16 protein-coding genes and 1 pseudogene are annotated in these 14365 nt (G+C 59.9%); 9 read left to right on the forward strand and 8 right to left on the reverse strand.

Annotated features, from left to right (window positions below; translation table 11 throughout):
• Window positions 1-23 precede the first annotated feature (23 nt).
• On the forward strand, window positions 24-701 hold the full coding sequence (locus tag ACIO0C_RS23400) for a TetR family transcriptional regulator (protein ID WP_401315551.1): 678 nt from the start codon (window positions 24-26) through the stop codon (window positions 699-701).
• A gap of 85 nt (window positions 702-786) precedes the next feature.
• Here ACIO0C_RS23400 and ACIO0C_RS23405 read toward each other — a convergent pair whose 3' ends face one another.
• The 3 genes from ACIO0C_RS23405 to ACIO0C_RS23415 all read right to left on the reverse strand — a co-directional run bounded on the left by ACIO0C_RS23405 (window position 787) and on the right by ACIO0C_RS23415 (window position 3135).
• On the reverse strand, window positions 787-1641 hold the full coding sequence (locus ACIO0C_RS23405; protein WP_401315552.1) for a shikimate dehydrogenase: 855 nt from the start codon (window positions 1639-1641) through the stop codon (window positions 787-789).
• Window positions 1638-2087, reverse strand: coding sequence for a type II 3-dehydroquinate dehydratase (gene aroQ / locus ACIO0C_RS23410; RefSeq protein WP_401315554.1), 450 nt, complete (start codon window positions 2085-2087; stop codon window positions 1638-1640). The genes ACIO0C_RS23405 and aroQ overlap by 4 nt, the downstream gene beginning before the upstream one ends.
• Window positions 2088-2223: 136 nt before the next feature.
• Window positions 2224-3135: a LysR substrate-binding domain-containing protein gene (locus ACIO0C_RS23415; RefSeq protein WP_401315555.1), complete on the reverse strand. Its 912-nt coding sequence runs from the start codon at window positions 3133-3135 to the stop codon at window positions 2224-2226.
• Window positions 3136-3240: 105 nt separating this feature from the next.
• Between ACIO0C_RS23415 and ACIO0C_RS23420 the strand changes: the two genes are divergently transcribed.
• The 3 genes from ACIO0C_RS23420 to ACIO0C_RS23430 all read left to right on the forward strand — a co-directional run bounded on the left by ACIO0C_RS23420 (window position 3241) and on the right by ACIO0C_RS23430 (window position 4532).
• Window positions 3241-3447 (forward strand): 4-oxalocrotonate tautomerase family protein, encoded by a 207-nt coding sequence (locus tag ACIO0C_RS23420; protein ID WP_008066080.1) that lies wholly within the window; start codon window positions 3241-3243, stop codon window positions 3445-3447.
• 213 nt (window positions 3448-3660) lie between these two features.
• Complete coding sequence (locus tag ACIO0C_RS23425; RefSeq protein ID WP_401315557.1) at window positions 3661-4089, forward strand: DUF4160 domain-containing protein; 429 nt, start codon at window positions 3661-3663, stop codon at window positions 4087-4089.
• Entirely contained in the window at window positions 4086-4532 is a 447-nt protein-coding gene (locus ACIO0C_RS23430) for a DUF2442 domain-containing protein (protein WP_401315559.1), read from the forward strand. Before ACIO0C_RS23425 ends, ACIO0C_RS23430 begins: the two co-directional genes overlap by 4 nt.
• A gap of 54 nt (window positions 4533-4586) precedes the next feature.
• Here ACIO0C_RS23430 and trmA read toward each other — a convergent pair whose 3' ends face one another.
• Window positions 4587-5666 carry a tRNA (uridine(54)-C5)-methyltransferase TrmA gene (gene trmA / locus ACIO0C_RS23435; RefSeq protein ID WP_401315561.1) on the reverse strand — a complete coding sequence of 360 codons (1080 nt, stop codon included), beginning with the start codon at window positions 5664-5666 and terminating at the stop codon, window positions 4587-4589.
• A complete protein-coding gene (locus ACIO0C_RS23440) occupies window positions 5663-6958 on the reverse strand; it encodes an NCS2 family permease (RefSeq protein WP_401315562.1) in 1296 nt (431 codons plus the stop codon). Before ACIO0C_RS23440 ends, trmA begins: the two co-directional genes overlap by 4 nt.
• Before the next feature lie 220 nt (window positions 6959-7178).
• On the opposite strand from ACIO0C_RS23440, the gene ACIO0C_RS23445 reads away from it, so the two are divergent.
• Together ACIO0C_RS23445 and ACIO0C_RS23450 are read left to right on the forward strand one after the other, a co-directional pair.
• A complete protein-coding gene (locus ACIO0C_RS23445; RefSeq protein WP_401315564.1) occupies window positions 7179-7628 on the forward strand; it encodes a DUF4879 domain-containing protein in 450 nt (149 codons plus the stop codon).
• 68 nt (window positions 7629-7696) lie between these two features.
• The gene (locus ACIO0C_RS23450) at window positions 7697-8248 is read left to right on the forward strand and encodes a DJ-1 family glyoxalase III (RefSeq protein WP_401315566.1); all 552 of its coding nucleotides are present in this window, start codon (window positions 7697-7699) and stop codon (window positions 8246-8248) included.
• A gap of 6 nt (window positions 8249-8254) precedes the next feature.
• On the opposite strand, the gene ACIO0C_RS23455 is transcribed toward ACIO0C_RS23450, so the two are convergent.
• Complete coding sequence (locus ACIO0C_RS23455) at window positions 8255-9493, reverse strand: MFS transporter (RefSeq protein ID WP_401315568.1); 1239 nt, start codon at window positions 9491-9493, stop codon at window positions 8255-8257.
• Window positions 9494-9895: 402 nt separating this feature from the next.
• Here ACIO0C_RS23455 and ACIO0C_RS23460 point away from each other — a divergent pair, with 402 nt between their 5' ends.
• The 3 genes from ACIO0C_RS23460 (at window position 9896) to ACIO0C_RS23470 (ending at window position 12592) form a co-directional block, all read left to right on the forward strand.
• The gene (locus tag ACIO0C_RS23460) at window positions 9896-11332 is read left to right on the forward strand and encodes a cytochrome ubiquinol oxidase subunit I (protein ID WP_401315570.1); all 1437 of its coding nucleotides are present in this window, start codon (window positions 9896-9898) and stop codon (window positions 11330-11332) included.
• Between the two features lie 3 nt (window positions 11333-11335).
• Window positions 11336-12343, forward strand: a complete 1008-nt coding sequence (gene cydB, locus ACIO0C_RS23465) for a cytochrome d ubiquinol oxidase subunit II (RefSeq protein WP_272603628.1) — start codon at window positions 11336-11338, stop codon at window positions 12341-12343.
• A gap of 81 nt (window positions 12344-12424) precedes the next feature.
• Complete coding sequence (locus ACIO0C_RS23470) at window positions 12425-12592, forward strand: DUF2474 domain-containing protein (protein ID WP_272603627.1); 168 nt, start codon at window positions 12425-12427, stop codon at window positions 12590-12592.
• Window positions 12593-12668: 76 nt separating this feature from the next.
• On the opposite strand, the gene ACIO0C_RS23475 is transcribed toward ACIO0C_RS23470, so the two are convergent.
• Window positions 12669-13793 carry a methyltransferase gene (locus ACIO0C_RS23475; RefSeq protein ID WP_401315572.1) on the reverse strand — a complete coding sequence of 375 codons (1125 nt, stop codon included), beginning with the start codon at window positions 13791-13793 and terminating at the stop codon, window positions 12669-12671.
• Window positions 13794-13958: 165 nt separating this feature from the next.
• Window positions 13959-14270 (reverse strand): annotated as a pseudogene (locus tag ACIO0C_RS23480) (response regulator transcription factor); the annotation flags it as partial.
• Window positions 14271-14365 lie beyond the last annotated feature (95 nt).

Here is a 14365-nt window from a genome sequence, read left to right on the forward strand (position 1 = left end):
GCAGTGATGGCCGTGAGCCCGCAATGACAATGACTTCAGAACTCTCCGCAGCACCTGAACAAGCGATTGCCGAGCCGCGCAAGAGTCGCAAGAACAACCCGGAAAAAACCCGGGAGAACATCCTGCAGGAGGCGATAGTCGAGTTCGTTCAGCAAGGGCTTTCCGGGGCTCGCGTCGATGCCATCGCCGAGCGCATCCACACGTCCAAGCGCATGATCTATTACTACTTTGGCAGTAAGGAACAGCTCTACGTCGAGGTGCTGGAAAAACTCTACGGCGATATCCGTAACACCGAAAGCCGTCTGCACCTGGCGGAGCTGACGCCGGTGGAGGCGATTCGGCGGCTGGTGGAGTTCACCTTCGATCACCATGATCGCAACGTCGATTTCGTGCGCATCGTCAGCATCGAGAACATTCATAACGCCGAATTCGTGAAGCGCTCGGATGCGATCAAGGCGATGAACAACACCATCCTCGATTCATTGGGCGAGATCCTGCGTCGCGGTGTCGAACAGGGGCTGTTCCGCACCGGCCTGGACCCGTTGGACGTGCACTTGCTGATCAGTTCGTTCTGCTTCTATCGCGTGTCGAACCGCCACACCTTCGGCGAGATCTTTCAGATCGACTTGCCGGACGAAAGCATCAAGCAGCGTCATCGGGAGATGATTTGCGAGTCGGTGTTGCGTTATTTGCAGGCCTGACGCCTTCGTCGCAACGCCGCCTGGAGCGAGCCCGCTCCTACAGAATCACGCGATTTTGTAGGAGCGGGCTTGCCCGCGAAGCTTTTCAGCCATTCATGCTCTGAAAGTGCTCCAGCATCCGCTGCGCATCCGGCACCACGCCGCTGAACAATTCGAACGCCTTCACCGCCTGGAACACCGCCATGTTCCCGCCATCGAGCGTGCGGCAACCCAGCGCACGGGCATGGCGCAGCAGTTCGGTTTCCAGCGGGAAGTAAACAATTTCCGCCACCCACAATTGGGCTCGAAGCAACTCGACCGGCACCGGCATGCCTGGCAGTTTTTTCATGCCCATGGGCGTGGTGTTGACCAGGCCATCAGCCTCGGCCAGGGTCAGTGCCAAATCATGGCCGGCCACCGCGCGGTTACTGCCGAAATGCTGGTTAAGATTGTCCGCCAGGCTCTGCGCGCGGCTGATTTCCACATCGAAAATGCTCAGTTGGCGAACGCCTTCGCTCAACAACGCATGGGCCACGGCCGCGCCAGCGCCACCGGCGCCCATTTGTACGACGCGCTCAACGGCAACGCCCTGCAAGCCACGGCGAAAACCCTCGGCAAACCCCAGGCAATCGGTGTTGTGCCCGATGCGTTTGCCGTCCTTCAGCACCACGGTGTTCACCGCGCCAATACCCTGGGCTTCCGGCGACAACTCGTCGAGCAGCGGGATGATCGCCTGCTTGCACGGAAAGGTGATGTTCAGTCCGGTGAAGTTCATGCGCTCGGCGGCCGTCAACAGGTCGGGCAGGGCGTTGCTGTCGAGTTGCAACTGATCGAGGTCGATCAGCCGATAGAGGTAACGCATGCCTTGGGCATCGCCCTCGTGCTCGTGCAGCGCCGGGGTGCGGGACGCCTGGATGCCGGCGCCGATCAGTCCGGCCAATACCGTTCGGTTCTGGTTCATGCTGCTTGCCCCTTCAGACGTTGGCTGAAATGTTCCAGGGCCAGGCGATAGCCATGGCTGCCGAAGCCAGCCATTACCGCCGTGGCAATAGCCGAGACGAAGGAGTGGTGGCGGAAAGGCTCGCGGGCGTGAACGTTGGACAGGTGCACTTCGATCACCGGCAGTTCGCTGGCGACCAGCGCGTCGCGGATCGCCACCGAGGTGTGCGTCCAGGCCGCCGGGTTGATCACGATCCCGGCACAACGGCCGCGGGCGGCATGAATCCAGTCGAGCAATTCGCCTTCATGGTTGGTCTGGCGAAACTCCACCGCCAGACCGAACTCCTCGGCAGCCCGGCCGCACAGAGCGGAAATATCTGCCAGGGTTTCATGGCCATAGGTCGCCGGTTCACGGGTGCCAAGCAGGTTCAGATTCGGGCCGTTGAGCACCAGAATGATAGGGGGCATTGGTTTTCTCCACGTATTATTTTTGGCATTGGCCGAGGTTTCAGCCTGTGGAGATAAAATGTACCAGATGGTTAATATGGTCAATTGGACAGCCCGCCCACGGTCTTTTTGTGTGCGGTGATCGGACGGTATTGCTTCAGCGTGGCAACTGCTCCACCAGGAAGTCGATAAACGCGCGCAATCGCAGGGGCATGTGCCGACTGTGCGGATACAGCAAGGTAAACGGCCGTGACCGCCCCCCAAAAGGTTTGAGCACCTCTACCAGCGAGCCATCGGCCAGTTCCTTCTCGACGATAAATCGATAAGTCTGAAACAACCCCGCGCCATGTTTCGCCAGGGTGACGCCACCCAATACATCGTCGGAACAAACGAAGTTACCCTCGGCCAGAATCTCCCGTTGCACGCCGTTGTCGCTGAACAACCAGGCAATACGCCGGCCACTACTGGGCAGTTCGTATTGAATGCATTCGTGCTGTTGCAGATCGTCGAGGGTTTGCGGCGTACCGGCACGCTTGAGGTATTCAGGGCTGGCAATCATCACCAGCGCGGCGTCTTCCAGCTGCCGGGCGATCAGACCGGAATCGGGAATCGCGCGCACGCGAATCGCCATGTCATAGCCTTCGCCGACGAAATCGATGTTGCGGTTACTGATGTGCGACTCGACCTTCACCGCAGGAAAACGCGCGCGAAAGGCCGGCAGCAACGGCAGGATTCGGTGGTGGGCATAGGTGGTCGGGATACTGATGCGCAGGGTGCCTGAAGGTACCTGTTGCTGGCCCATGACTTCACGCTGGGCTTCTACCAGTTGTGCCAATGCCTGGCGGCATTCTTCGTAGTAACGCCGACCACTGTCGGTCAGCTTTACGCTGCGCGTGGTGCGCGCAAACAGCCGCACGCCAAGGCGTTCTTCCATGCGCGACACCGAGCGGCTCACCGCGGCCGGCGTGACCCCCGCCACCAGCGCTGCGGCCGTGAAGCTGCCGGCTTCGGCAGCCAGGCAAAACAGCTCGATGCTGCCCAGTTGAAGATCGTCGAATTGTCGCTGCATGATTGATTACACCGGGGATCAAATGAAGTCTGGGAATCAGTATTTATCAAATGCCCGTACGCAGATACAGTCAGCCTCACTTAATGAGCGAGCAGGAGAAGCAGCATGCCTTTCGTCAGTGTACGCATCACCCGTGACGGCGTAACCCGTGAGCAGAAAGCCCAGGTCATCGCCGAAATCACCGAGACCTTGCAGCGCGTCCTCGGCAAGCCGCCGGAGCTGACCCACATCGTGATCGAGGAAGTCGATACCGATAACTGGGGGTATAAGGGGATTACCACGACTGAGTATCGAAAAAACCTGCCGGGATGATTACAGCGAAAAACAAAAAGCCGTCTGAACGACGGCTTTTTTGTGGGCGTGGTGAAAGCAATGCTTACGATTTTACCGGGGTCGCTGTCGGTACAGGGCACTGCGGGGCGCTAGTCTCAGAGGCGTGTTGACGATTGAGGGCGTGGCACCGGTCGTCAGGTTTTCCAGGGAATGTCGAATCTTTCGATTCAATAACCTAACGGATGGGTTAGCATGAAAATATGCAGCTACAGAGGGCTCTCGGTGGTGATCATGTTGCGTGACGAGCATTGTCCGCCCCATGCGCATGTCGATGGAGGAGGCTGGAGCGCTCGGTTCAAGTTCAGCTTCTGGCACAACGGCGTAGAGCTCTGGGACGTTGTTCCGCTCTCGCGTCGGCCACCGTTGGCGGTGCTGGAAGGGGTACGTCAGTCGCTCAAGCAACCTGTCCATTTGCTGCGTGCCCGTGGCATCTGGTGGCGAAAGCTGAAAACGGTCTGCCTTGATAATCAATTGTGGGATTGGCAAAGCAACGAAGTCGTTGTGGTGAACAGGATTGCCAGCACCACCAACATGATTGGCTCGGCTTGCTACGAACCTGAAACGAACACGACGCGGTTATTCCTGATAAGTACACGGGAAGCTGTGGAGATCGAGTTATGAAAACGGCAAAAACCAAGGTCCAGGCAGACACCCCGATAACGGAACATGGCCTGGACGAAGCGATTGAGCGTGGGAAATTACGCAGGAACAACGGCCTGCACGCGACGGCAGTTACCTTCCTGGCACCTTGTCTGGCGGTAAGCTTCGAAGATGGCAGCGGCGTATTGCTGCCCGTGGTGAATTATCCTGAATTCGATAGTTTCGAAGTCGAGGATTTCGCAGGCCTGACCGTTGGCTTCGCGGGTACCGCGCTGTGCCATGAAGGAAAGGATCTGCATGTATCTCTCGCCGGCATGATCTCGGCGAGCAAGCCATTGATGGCCATGGCCGCATCGGTGATTGCTTCGCGCAATGGCCGCCAGAGCAGCGCTGCCAAGGCCGAGGCTGCGAGGGCCAACGGCAGGAAAGGTGGCCGTCCGCGCAAGGTCGACAATGTCGTTTGAACAGGCACAAAAAAGCCGTCGTGATGACGGCTGATTTGTTTGTGGCTTCTGCAATTACCGGCGGGTCAACAACACCCCGGACTCCATGTGATGCGTCCACGGGAACTGGTCGAACATCGCGCATCGGGTGATGCGGTGGGTGTCGTGCAGTTGGGCGATGTTGGCCGCCAGGGTTTCCGGGTTGCAGGATATGTAGAGGATGTTGTCGAAGCGTCGGGTCAGCTCGCAGGTATCCGGATCCATGCCGGCGCGCGGCGGATCGACGAAGACGCTGCCGAACTCGTAGCTCTTGAGGTCGATGCCGTGCAGGCGGCGGAACGGGCGCACTTCGTTCAGCGCTTCGGTCAGTTCTTCGGCGGACAGGCGCACCAGGGTGACGTTATCCACAGCGTTTTCGCTGAGGTTGCTCAGCGCCGCGTTGACCGAGGTCTTGCTGATTTCGGTAGCCAGCACTTTGCGTACGCGGGTGGCGAGTGGCAGGGTGAAGTTGCCGTTGCCGCAATACAGTTCCAGCAAATCGTCCGGGCGATCACCAAGTGCGTCGTACGCCCAGTTGAGCATCTTCTGGTTCACGGTGCCGTTTGGCTGAGTGAAGGCGCCTTCGGGCTGGCGATAGCTGAAGGTGCGGCCGCCGACTTCAAGTTTCTCGACGACGTAATCGTGACCAATGACTTCGCGCTTGCCCTTCGACCGACCAATCACGCTGACGTTGAGGTCGGCAGCCAGTTTCGAGGCCGCTGTGTGCCAGTGCTCGTCCAGCGGGCGGTGGTAGCACAGGGTGATCATCGCATCGCCGGCCAGGGTCGTCAGGAACTCCACCTGGAACAGCTTGTGGCTCAGGGCTGCACTGGCTTGCCAGGCGGCCTTGAGCTGCGGCATCAATTGATTGATGCGCTGGCTGGCGATCGGGAATTGTTCGATCAGGATCGGCGTGCGTTTGTCTTCCTGGGAAAACATCGCGTAGTGGCGCTCGCCGGCTTCGCGCCACAGGCGGAATTCGGCACGCAGGCGGAAATTCTGCAGCGGCGAGTCGAAGACGACCGGCTCGGGTGCGTCGAACGGGGCCAGCAGGTCACGCAGGCGCTTGACCTTGTCTTCGAGCTGGACGGCGTAGGCTTGGGAATCAAAAGTCATGCGTTGAACCAACCGAGCTTGATCACGAACAGGATCGACAGGATCACCAGCGCCGGATTCAGCTCACGGCCACGACCGGACATCAGCTTGATGGCGGTCCAGGCAATGAAACCGAAGGCGATGCCATTGGCAATGGAATAAGTAAACGGCATGGCCAGCGCAGTAATTACGACCGGGGCAGCGACGGTGATGTCGTCCCAGTCTATTTCGGCCAGGCCGGATGTCATCAGCACGGCGACGAACAGCAGGGCCGGTGCGGTGGCGAAGGCTGGAACGCTGGCGGCCAGTGGCGAGAAGAACAGCGCGAACAGGAACAGGATCGCCACGACGACCGCGGTCAGGCCGGTGCGGCCGCCGGCACTCACGCCAGCGGCGGATTCGATGTAGCTGGTAGTGGTCGAGGTACCCAGCAGGGAGCCGGCCATCGCGGCGGTACTGTCGGCGATCAGCGCACGGCCCATTTTCGGCATGTGGCCGTCCTTGCCCATCAGCCCGGCGCGCTTGGCGACGCCGATCAGGGTGCCGGAGTTGTCGAACAGGTCGACGAACAGGAAGGCGAAGATCACGCTGACCAGACCGATGTCCAGTGCACCCTTGATGTCCAGTTGCAGGAAGGTCGGGGCCAGTGACGGCGGCATCGACATCACGCCGCCGAACGGAGTGAAGCCCATTGCGATGGAAACAATGGTCACCACCAGAATGCCGATCAGCACCGCACCACGCACGGCGAGGGCTTCAAGGGCGACAATCAGGGCGAAGCCGAGGGTGGCGAGGATCGGTGCCGGTTGTTTCAGGTCACCGAGGCCGACCATGGTCGCCGGGTTGCTGACCACGATGCCGGCGTTGTGCAGGGCGATCAGTGCCAGGAACAGGCCGATACCGGCGGCAATGGCCGAGCGCAACGGCAGCGGGATACTGTTGATGATCCATTCACGGATGCGGAAGATCGACAGCAGGAAGAAGCACACGGCCGAGATGAACACCGCACCCAGCGCCACTTGCCAGGTATGACCCATGTGCAGGACCACGGTGTAGGTGAAAAAGGCGTTCAGGCCCATGCCCGGTGCGAGTGCGATCGGGTAGTTGGCGATCAGGCCCATGGTTGTGGAGCCGATGGCTGCGGCCAGGCAGGTGGCGACGAATACCGCGCCCTTGTCCATGCCAGTCTCGCCGAGGATGCTCGGGTTGACGAATAGAATGTAGGCCATGGCCAAAAAGGTCGTGACGCCCGCCAGAATCTCGGTCCGCACGTTGGTGTTGTGTGCCTTGAGTTGAAACAGCCTTTCCAGCATGTCTGCTCCCCGTGGCGCGCCCGGCGCCGTGAATGTATCGACCTCAACAGCAAAGCACAGACCGCTGAACGCGCCTGTGAAATTACAGTGGGCCGGAAAAAGCCGCGCATCATACCAGCAGCGTGGGGTTATGGCTGCTTATGGCAGTGATCGTCGTCGATGTTTTGCGTTTAATCCAAACCAGCCATACTGCGCGCTGGTTTTTTGCGGTGGTAACGGGATGAAAAAGCGTCTGACGGTCATGTCCGGTGTCTTGATGGCGTTGTTGCTGGCGGTACAACCCGCCTGCGCGGCATCGGCACCGCCGTTGACCCAGGTAAAGGTGCTCAAGGTCGAGTCGCCGGGCTGTGGTTTCGAGACGATTGAAGAAGGGCAGGCACAGACCCGCTGCAACCACGCGGGTCCGAACATCAGGATCTACGTGCTGGAAGTGGGCTACGGGCGCAGTCAGCCCCATGTCGCGCTGGATGGCTTCGAAGTGGATGGCACCCGTACGCCGGTCTGCGCCTATGACAACGGCAACCTGACCGACTGCTCGCAAAGGACCAAGGTCGTCGGCAACCTGTACATTTTCAATCTGGCGGGTAAACAGGAAGGTGCGTTCACCTTCAGCAACACGTCGATCAACGCGCCGGGTAACACGATGTCGACCCAGCTTTACATCAAGTAACGTCAGGGGCTCGAACAAGCGTCAGGAAAGCTGACTACGCTTTAGGAACCATTCCGTGGATTGTTCCCATGACCTTTCGAGCCTTGATTACCCTCGCCGAGGGCGCCGATGACCTGCAGACAGTGACCTTGATCGATGTATTGCGCCGCGCCAAGGTCGAGGTGGTGGTCGCCAGCATCGAGGGGCGGCGCATGCTCACCTGTGCCCGAGGCACACGCTTGACGTGCGATGCGATGCTGGTGGATTTGCTGGCCCAGCCGTTCGATCTGATCGTCCTGCCTGGCGGAGCCGTAGGGACGCAACATCTGACCGCCCACCAGCCCCTGCAACAATTGGTCAAGGACCAGGCTGCGGCGGGCCGCCTGTTCGCCGGCATTGCCGAAGCGCCCGCGGTAACCCTGCAAACCTTCGGCGTGCTGCGCCAGCGACGCATGACTTGCCTGCCGTCTGCCAGCCATCAACTGTCGGGCTGCAACTTCGTTGACCAGCCGGTGGTGGTCGACGGCAATTGCATCACCGCCCAAGGCTCGGGTGGCGCCTTGGCATTTGCGCTGACGCTGGTGGAACAGCTGTGCGGCAAAGCCACGCGGGCGATGGTGGCGGGGGAGTTGTTGGTGTAGAGAGCCTCAGGCCTTCACCTCTTCCACGGGCACATGCATCCGGTCGCGGTTGGCCAGGGTCGGGAACAGTTTGATCCAGGTCCCGGTTACCACCAGCGTGCCGATACCGCCCATGACCACTGCCGGTACGGTGCCGAACCAGTGGGCGGTCAGGCCGGATTCGAATTCGCCCAATTGGTTTGAAGCCCCGATGAACAGGCCGTTCACGGCGCTCACCCGGCCGCGCATTTCGTCCGGGGTTTCCAGTTGCACGAAGGATGCGCGGATCACCATGCTGATCATGTCGGCCGCCCCCAGGACCACCAGCACGGCCAGCGAAAACCAGAACGAGGTCGACAGGCCGAAGGCGATCGTCGCCACGCCGAACACACCCACGGCGGTGAACATCACCCGTCCAACATTGCGCTCCACGGCAAACCGCGCCAGGAACAGCGACATCAGCAGCGCACCCACCGCCGGTGCCGATCGCAACAGGCCCAGCCCCCAGGGCCCGGTCAGCAGAATGTCCTTGGCAAACACCGGCAGCAACGCCGTCGCCCCCCCTAGCAGGACAGCGAACAGATCCAGGGAAATGGCCCCGAGAATATCCGGGCGGCTGCGGATGAAACGGATGCCTGCCAACAGTGAGTCCAGTGTGGCCTTGCCCTTGTTCAGGGGCGTTTGCCGGGCGGGCAGGTTAAGCATCAGTGTGCAGGCGATGATGTACAGGATCACCGTCGGGCCATACACCCAGACGCTGCCGAAGGCGTAGAGCAAGCCTCCGAGGGCCGGGGCGACTATGGTCGCCGATTGCTGGGCCGACTGCGCCGCAGCCACGGCCCGGGGAAACAGCGCGTTGGGCACGATGCTCGGCAGCAAGGCTTGGGTGGTCGGCATTTCGAAGGAGCGTGCGGCGCCGAGCAGGAAGGCGAGGATGAAGATCATTTCCCGGGTGACATGGTCGGTTGCGCTGCCGATCGCCAGCGACAGGGCGATCAGCGCTTGCAGCGACTGGCAGATGGCCGCGACCTTGCGTCGGTCGTAGCGATCGGCGACATGCCCGGTGTGCAGCATGAACAGCACGCGCGGAACGAACTCCACGAGCCCGACCAGGCCCAGGTCAAGCACGTTACCGGTCAGTTGGTAGAGGTTCCAGCCAATGGCCACGGTAAGCATCTGAAAGCCGCTGGCGGTAAACACCCGAGCCAGCCAGAAGGCGATGAACGGGCGATGGCGACGTAACAGCAAGGGCTCTTGGCTGGGCATTTGAAGGCAAGTCTGGGGAGAGAAAGAGCGAGACTATCACCAACCTGTAACAGGAAGTTGCTGTGGAAGAAAATTTCGTTAGCCAAGCATCGATTTCACCGGCTGTTTGCCCACTGCCTTCCGGAAAATTCATTTCAGCCTGTGACTGGAACCGTGAGGCAACTTGTCACGCGGCAAACGACCACGCGGGTCATCCCTGCAAATGGGACTACTCTTTCATCGTTGCTTGATCCAGATCAAAACCCACAAAAGGAATTGATCCGGCGGCCGATTGGCCAGACTCCCTGCGTTGTGATGCGTGCAAAAAAAAGAACAAACAGAGATTCGCCACACTCCATATCCGTGGGGGCCGTGGGTGCAGGCTTCCAGCCCGCAGCCGTACTACCTGACAGAGGAAGACTTATGTTCGGTTTAGAGGCACTTGATCTCGCCCGAATTCAGTTCGCGTTCACTATCTCGTTTCACATCCTGTTTCCAGCCATCACCATCGGCTTGGCGAGTTACCTGGCGGTGCTCGAAGGCTTGTGGCTGAAAACCCATAACGACACCTACCGCGACCTCTACCATTTCTGGTCGAAGATCTTTGCCGTCAACTTCGGCATGGGTGTGGTCTCGGGACTGGTCATGGCCTATCAGTTCGGCACGAACTGGAGCCGCTTCTCGGACTTCGCAGGTTCGGTGACCGGGCCGCTGCTCACGTATGAAGTGCTGACTGCATTCTTCCTTGAAGCCGGTTTCCTCGGTGTGATGTTATTCGGCTGGAACAAGGTAGGGCGCGGCCTGCACTTCTTCGCCACGGTCATGGTCGCTATCGGCACGCTGATCTCGACCTTCTGGATTCTCGCCTCCAACAGCTGGATGCAGACCCCGCAGGGCTTCGAAATCGTCAATGGCCAGGTCATACCGACCGACTGGCTGGCGGTGATCTTCAACCCATCGTTCCCTTATCGCCTGATGCACATGGCCACGGCGGCGTTCGTCGCGACAGCGTTCTTCGTCGGCTCCTCGGCAGCCTGGCACTTGCTGCGCGGCAAGGACAACCCGGCCATCCGCAAGATGCTTTCCATGGCGATGTGGATGGCGCTGATCGTCGCACCGATCCAGGCCGTTATCGGAGACTTCCATGGTCTCAACACACTGAAGCATCAGCCGGCAAAAATCGCCGCGATCGAAGGTCACTGGGAGAACCACGGCAACGAGCCGACGCCGCTGATCCTGTTCGGCTGGCCGGACATGAAAGAAGAGAAGACCAAATTCGCCGTCGAGATTCCGTATCTGGGCAGCCTGATCCTGACTCACTCGCTGGACAAGCAGGTGCCGGCGCTCAAGGAATTCCCGCCCGAAGACCGGCCGAATTCAACCATCGTGTTCTGGTCATTCCGGATCATGGTCGGCCTGGGTTTGCTGATGATCTTCACCGGTCTGTGGAGCCTGTGGCTGCGTAAACGCGACACGCTCTATACCTCACGGCCGTTCCTGTACATGGCGTTGTGGATGGGACCGTCCGGCCTGATTGCGATTCTCGCGGGCTGGTTCACCACCGAAATCGGCCGTCAGCCGTGGGTGGTCTACGGGCTGATGCGCACGGCGGACGCGTCTTCCAACCATAGCGTGATGCAGATGAGCATCACCCTGATCCTGTTCGTCGTGGTGTATTTCGCCCTGTTCGGTGCCGGCCTCGGCTACATGATGCGCCTGGTGCGCAAGGGGCCGAAGATCGACGAAGGCAAGGAAACCAACGAGGGTGGTCCCGGGCAGAAACGCACGCCGGCACGTCCGCTCTCCGCAGCCGACGACGATCATGCCGATGCCGACCACATCGTGACCAAGGAGATTTGAATCATGGGTATTGATCTTCCGCTGATCTGGGCCGTGATCATCATCTTCGGCATCATGATGTACGTGGTCATGGATGGGTTTGACCTGGGCATTGGCATCCTCTTCCCGTTCATTCCCGGCAAAACCGACCGCGACGTCATGATGAACACCGTCGCCCCGGTCTGGGACGGCAACGAAACCTGGTTGGTACTGGGCGGTGCGGCATTGTTCGGGGCTTTCCCGCTGGCCTATTCGGTGGTGCTCTCGGCGTTGTATCTTCCGCTGATTTTCATGCTGATCGGGCTGATTTTCCGCGGCGTGGCGTTCGAGTTCCGCTTCAAGGCCAAGGATGACAAGCGTCACCTGTGGGACAAGGCGTTCATCGGTGGCTCGATTGTTGCGACGTTCTTCCAGGGCGTTGCGCTGGGGGCGTTCATCGATGGCTTGCCGGTGGTCGATCGGCAGTTTGCCGGCGGTTCGCTGGATTGGCTGACGCCCTTCACCCTGTTCTGCGGCGCGGCGCTGGTGGTGGCGTATGCGCTACTGGGTTGCACCTGGCTGATCATGAAGACCGAAGGCAAGTTGCAAGAACAGATGCACGACCTCGCGCGACCCCTGGCGTTCGTGTTGTTGGCGGTGATCGGTATCGTCAGCATCTGGACCCCGCTGGCCCACGCCGAGATCGCAGCCCGCTGGTTCACCCTGCCGAACCTGTTCTGGTTCCTGCCCGTGCCGATCCTGGTGCTGGTGACGCTCTATGGCTTGATCCGCGCCGTGGCGCGCAACGCGCACTACACGCCCTTTTTGCTGACACTGGTGCTGATCTTCCTCGGTTACAGCGGCTTGGGTATCAGCCTGTGGCCGAACATCGTGCCGCCGTCGATCTCGATCTGGGACGCCGCGGCACCACCGCAAAGCCAAGGCTTCATGCTGGTAGGCACGCTGTTCATCATCCCGTTCATCCTGGGTTACACCTTCTGGAGCTATTACGTGTTCCGCGGCAAGGTCACCCATGAAGACGGTTACCACTAGAGCACGCATCAAACCTGTAGGAGCAAAGCTTGCTCGCGATGGCGTCCTTACAGGCGCCATTTTTCCCAGGAGTACTAAGAAATGGCCGGTAAACATTCCCTGCACGACATTGAAGAAGCCGAAAAAAAACCGCTGTGGCAGCGGCTCGGCTGGTTGGCCATGATCTGGGCTGGCAGCGTCGGTGCGCTGTTCATTGTGGCCAGCCTGATGCGTATGTTCATGAACGCCGCAGGCCTGAGCACTCACTGAAACAATCGACATCCCATCGCGCAGACCTCGGGCGCGGATCTACAACCCTCCTGAGCTGGAGGGTTTTTTTTGCGCGTTACTTGCGAGCCTTGAGGATCACGAATTTCGGGGTGGCCGCCACTTGCTCGACACCGCGGAACAACCGCGCCAACTTGCTGTGGTATCCCAGATGACGATTGCCGACGATGTACAGCGCACCGCCCACCACCAGTGCCTCGCGGGCTTGCTGGAACATCCGCCAGGCGAGGAAATCGCCGACGACCTGTTGTTGGTGAAACGGTGGGTTGCAGAGCACCACATCCAGCGACTGGGGTTCCTGCCCGGCCAAGCCATCGCCGGCCCGCACGATCACTTCCCGCTCACCCAGCGTGGCGCGCCAGTTTTCGGCGGCCGATTGCACAGCCATGAAGGATTCATCGACCAGCGTGTAGCGGGCTTCGGGGTTTTGCAGGGCACTGGCGATGGCCAGCACGCCGTTACCGCAACCGAGGTCGGCGACCCTTGCGCTGCCGAGATTCTTCGGCAGGTGCGGCAAGAAGGCTCGCGTGCCGATGTCCAGGCCCTCACGGCAGAACACGTTGGCGTGATTGAGCAGTTCGATCGCCGGTTCATCGAGTCGATAGCGGGTCGGGTAGGGCGAAACGATGGCAGCTTTGGCTTGAGCCGTGGCGATCAACAGACGGGCTTTTTTTACCGCCAGCGAGGCCTGCACCGGGCCAATATAGCGCTCAAGCAGATCGCCGGCCGCGCGCGGTAGATGTTTGATCATTGCCCCGGCGATCACTTGGGCGCCGGGAGCCAATTGGCCTTGCAGGCGGATCAGTTGCTCTTCCAGTAATGCCAGTGTCTTCGGCACCCGGATCAGTACGCGGTCGAACGGCCCCGTGAAGGGTTCGCTGGCCGGTACGTGGGGCACGGCATCGAACGCCTGGCCATTGCGGGCCAGATTCTTTTCCAACCCCTGCAAGGCCAGGAACGAATCGCCGCTGCTGGTCACATTGACCTTGCCTGCCAGGCTGACGGCCAATGCGCCAAAACTGTCGTTCAGCACCAGCACCCGCGTATTCGCCGTCGGCAGCTGTTCAGCCAGGTGATTGAGCAGGTACTCGTCTGCGGCGTCAAAGGCTTGCAAGGGTTCGTTCTGCTGTTCGGGCTGGCGTATCAGGTCGAGCTGGGCGAACGGGGTTTCAAGCAAGGGCATCGGGCAGGAGGCTCTGATAGATGGTCGAGGATGTTCCGCTGCCCTGGGGCGTTGTTGCGGATGGGACCGTCTGAGTGAACTGCGGCATGATGTTTTACACGTCATCACTCAAGAGGGATGCAAATGGTACGGTTTTTTCTTCTGGATTACTCGCAGGTTTTGTGATCAACGTAGCGCGTCGCTGTTGAGATAGCCGGCCTTGACGGCGGCAATGACTGCTGAAAGCTTGTTGGTGACGCCCAGTTTCGCAATCGCACTACTGACATGAAAATTGATGGTGCGCGCACTGAGATTGAGAATCCTGGCGCTTTCGTAAGCCGTCTTGCCATCGGCGGCGAGTTTCAGAACGTCGATTTCGCGCAACGACAAATGCGCGGCAACCAATTCTGGACTGGGCCTTGGGAGCGATTTAGCTACCAGCGCATGCAGGTGTTGTCCCATGAAGACTGAAAAACCGAGGTTCTCGTACAGCTCAAACGTATCCGCTCCATGAACCCCACATTCCAAGCCGCCATCTGATGCCCGAAGCTATGCTCCCGACTTCTCTACTTGTGGCACAAAATTGCCAAAAT

The sequence above is a fragment of the Pseudomonas sp. NPDC087336 genome (assembly GCF_044744285.1).
Lineage (GTDB): Bacteria > Pseudomonadota > Gammaproteobacteria > Pseudomonadales > Pseudomonadaceae > Aquipseudomonas.

What these genes read in the sequence shown, in the direction of transcription:
- ACIO0C_RS23440 (WP_401315562.1), bottom strand. Translation starts at nt 6,958, where the DNA reads ATGCTGGAAAGGCTGTTTCAACTCAAGGCACACAACACCAACGTGCGG.
- ACIO0C_RS23405 (WP_401315552.1), bottom strand. Translation starts at nt 1,641, where the DNA reads ATGAACCAGAACCGAACGGTATTGGCCGGACTGATCGGCGCCGGCATC.
- ACIO0C_RS23475 (WP_401315572.1), bottom strand. Translation starts at nt 13,793, where the DNA reads ATGCCCTTGCTTGAAACCCCGTTCGCCCAGCTCGACCTGATACGCCAG.
- ACIO0C_RS23460 (WP_401315570.1), top strand. Translation starts at nt 9,896, where the DNA reads ATGTTCGGTTTAGAGGCACTTGATCTCGCCCGAATTCAGTTCGCGTTC.
- ACIO0C_RS23455 (WP_401315568.1), bottom strand. Translation starts at nt 9,493, where the DNA reads ATGCCCAGCCAAGAGCCCTTGCTGTTACGTCGCCATCGCCCGTTCATC.
- aroQ (WP_401315554.1), bottom strand. Translation starts at nt 2,087, where the DNA reads ATGCCCCCTATCATTCTGGTGCTCAACGGCCCGAATCTGAACCTGCTT.
- ACIO0C_RS23445 (WP_401315564.1), top strand. Translation starts at nt 7,179, where the DNA reads ATGAAAAAGCGTCTGACGGTCATGTCCGGTGTCTTGATGGCGTTGTTG.
- ACIO0C_RS23470 (WP_272603627.1), top strand. Translation starts at nt 12,425, where the DNA reads ATGGCCGGTAAACATTCCCTGCACGACATTGAAGAAGCCGAAAAAAAA.
- ACIO0C_RS23450 (WP_401315566.1), top strand. Translation starts at nt 7,697, where the DNA reads ATGACCTTTCGAGCCTTGATTACCCTCGCCGAGGGCGCCGATGACCTG.
- ACIO0C_RS23415 (WP_401315555.1), bottom strand. Translation starts at nt 3,135, where the DNA reads ATGCAGCGACAATTCGACGATCTTCAACTGGGCAGCATCGAGCTGTTT.
- ACIO0C_RS23430 (WP_401315559.1), top strand. Translation starts at nt 4,086, where the DNA reads ATGAAAACGGCAAAAACCAAGGTCCAGGCAGACACCCCGATAACGGAA.
- trmA (WP_401315561.1), bottom strand. Translation starts at nt 5,666, where the DNA reads ATGACTTTTGATTCCCAAGCCTACGCCGTCCAGCTCGAAGACAAGGTC.
- ACIO0C_RS23425 (WP_401315557.1), top strand. Translation starts at nt 3,661, where the DNA reads ATGAAAATATGCAGCTACAGAGGGCTCTCGGTGGTGATCATGTTGCGT.
- ACIO0C_RS23420 (WP_008066080.1), top strand. Translation starts at nt 3,241, where the DNA reads ATGCCTTTCGTCAGTGTACGCATCACCCGTGACGGCGTAACCCGTGAG.
- cydB (WP_272603628.1), top strand. Translation starts at nt 11,336, where the DNA reads ATGGGTATTGATCTTCCGCTGATCTGGGCCGTGATCATCATCTTCGGC.
- ACIO0C_RS23400 (WP_401315551.1), top strand. Translation starts at nt 24, where the DNA reads ATGACAATGACTTCAGAACTCTCCGCAGCACCTGAACAAGCGATTGCC.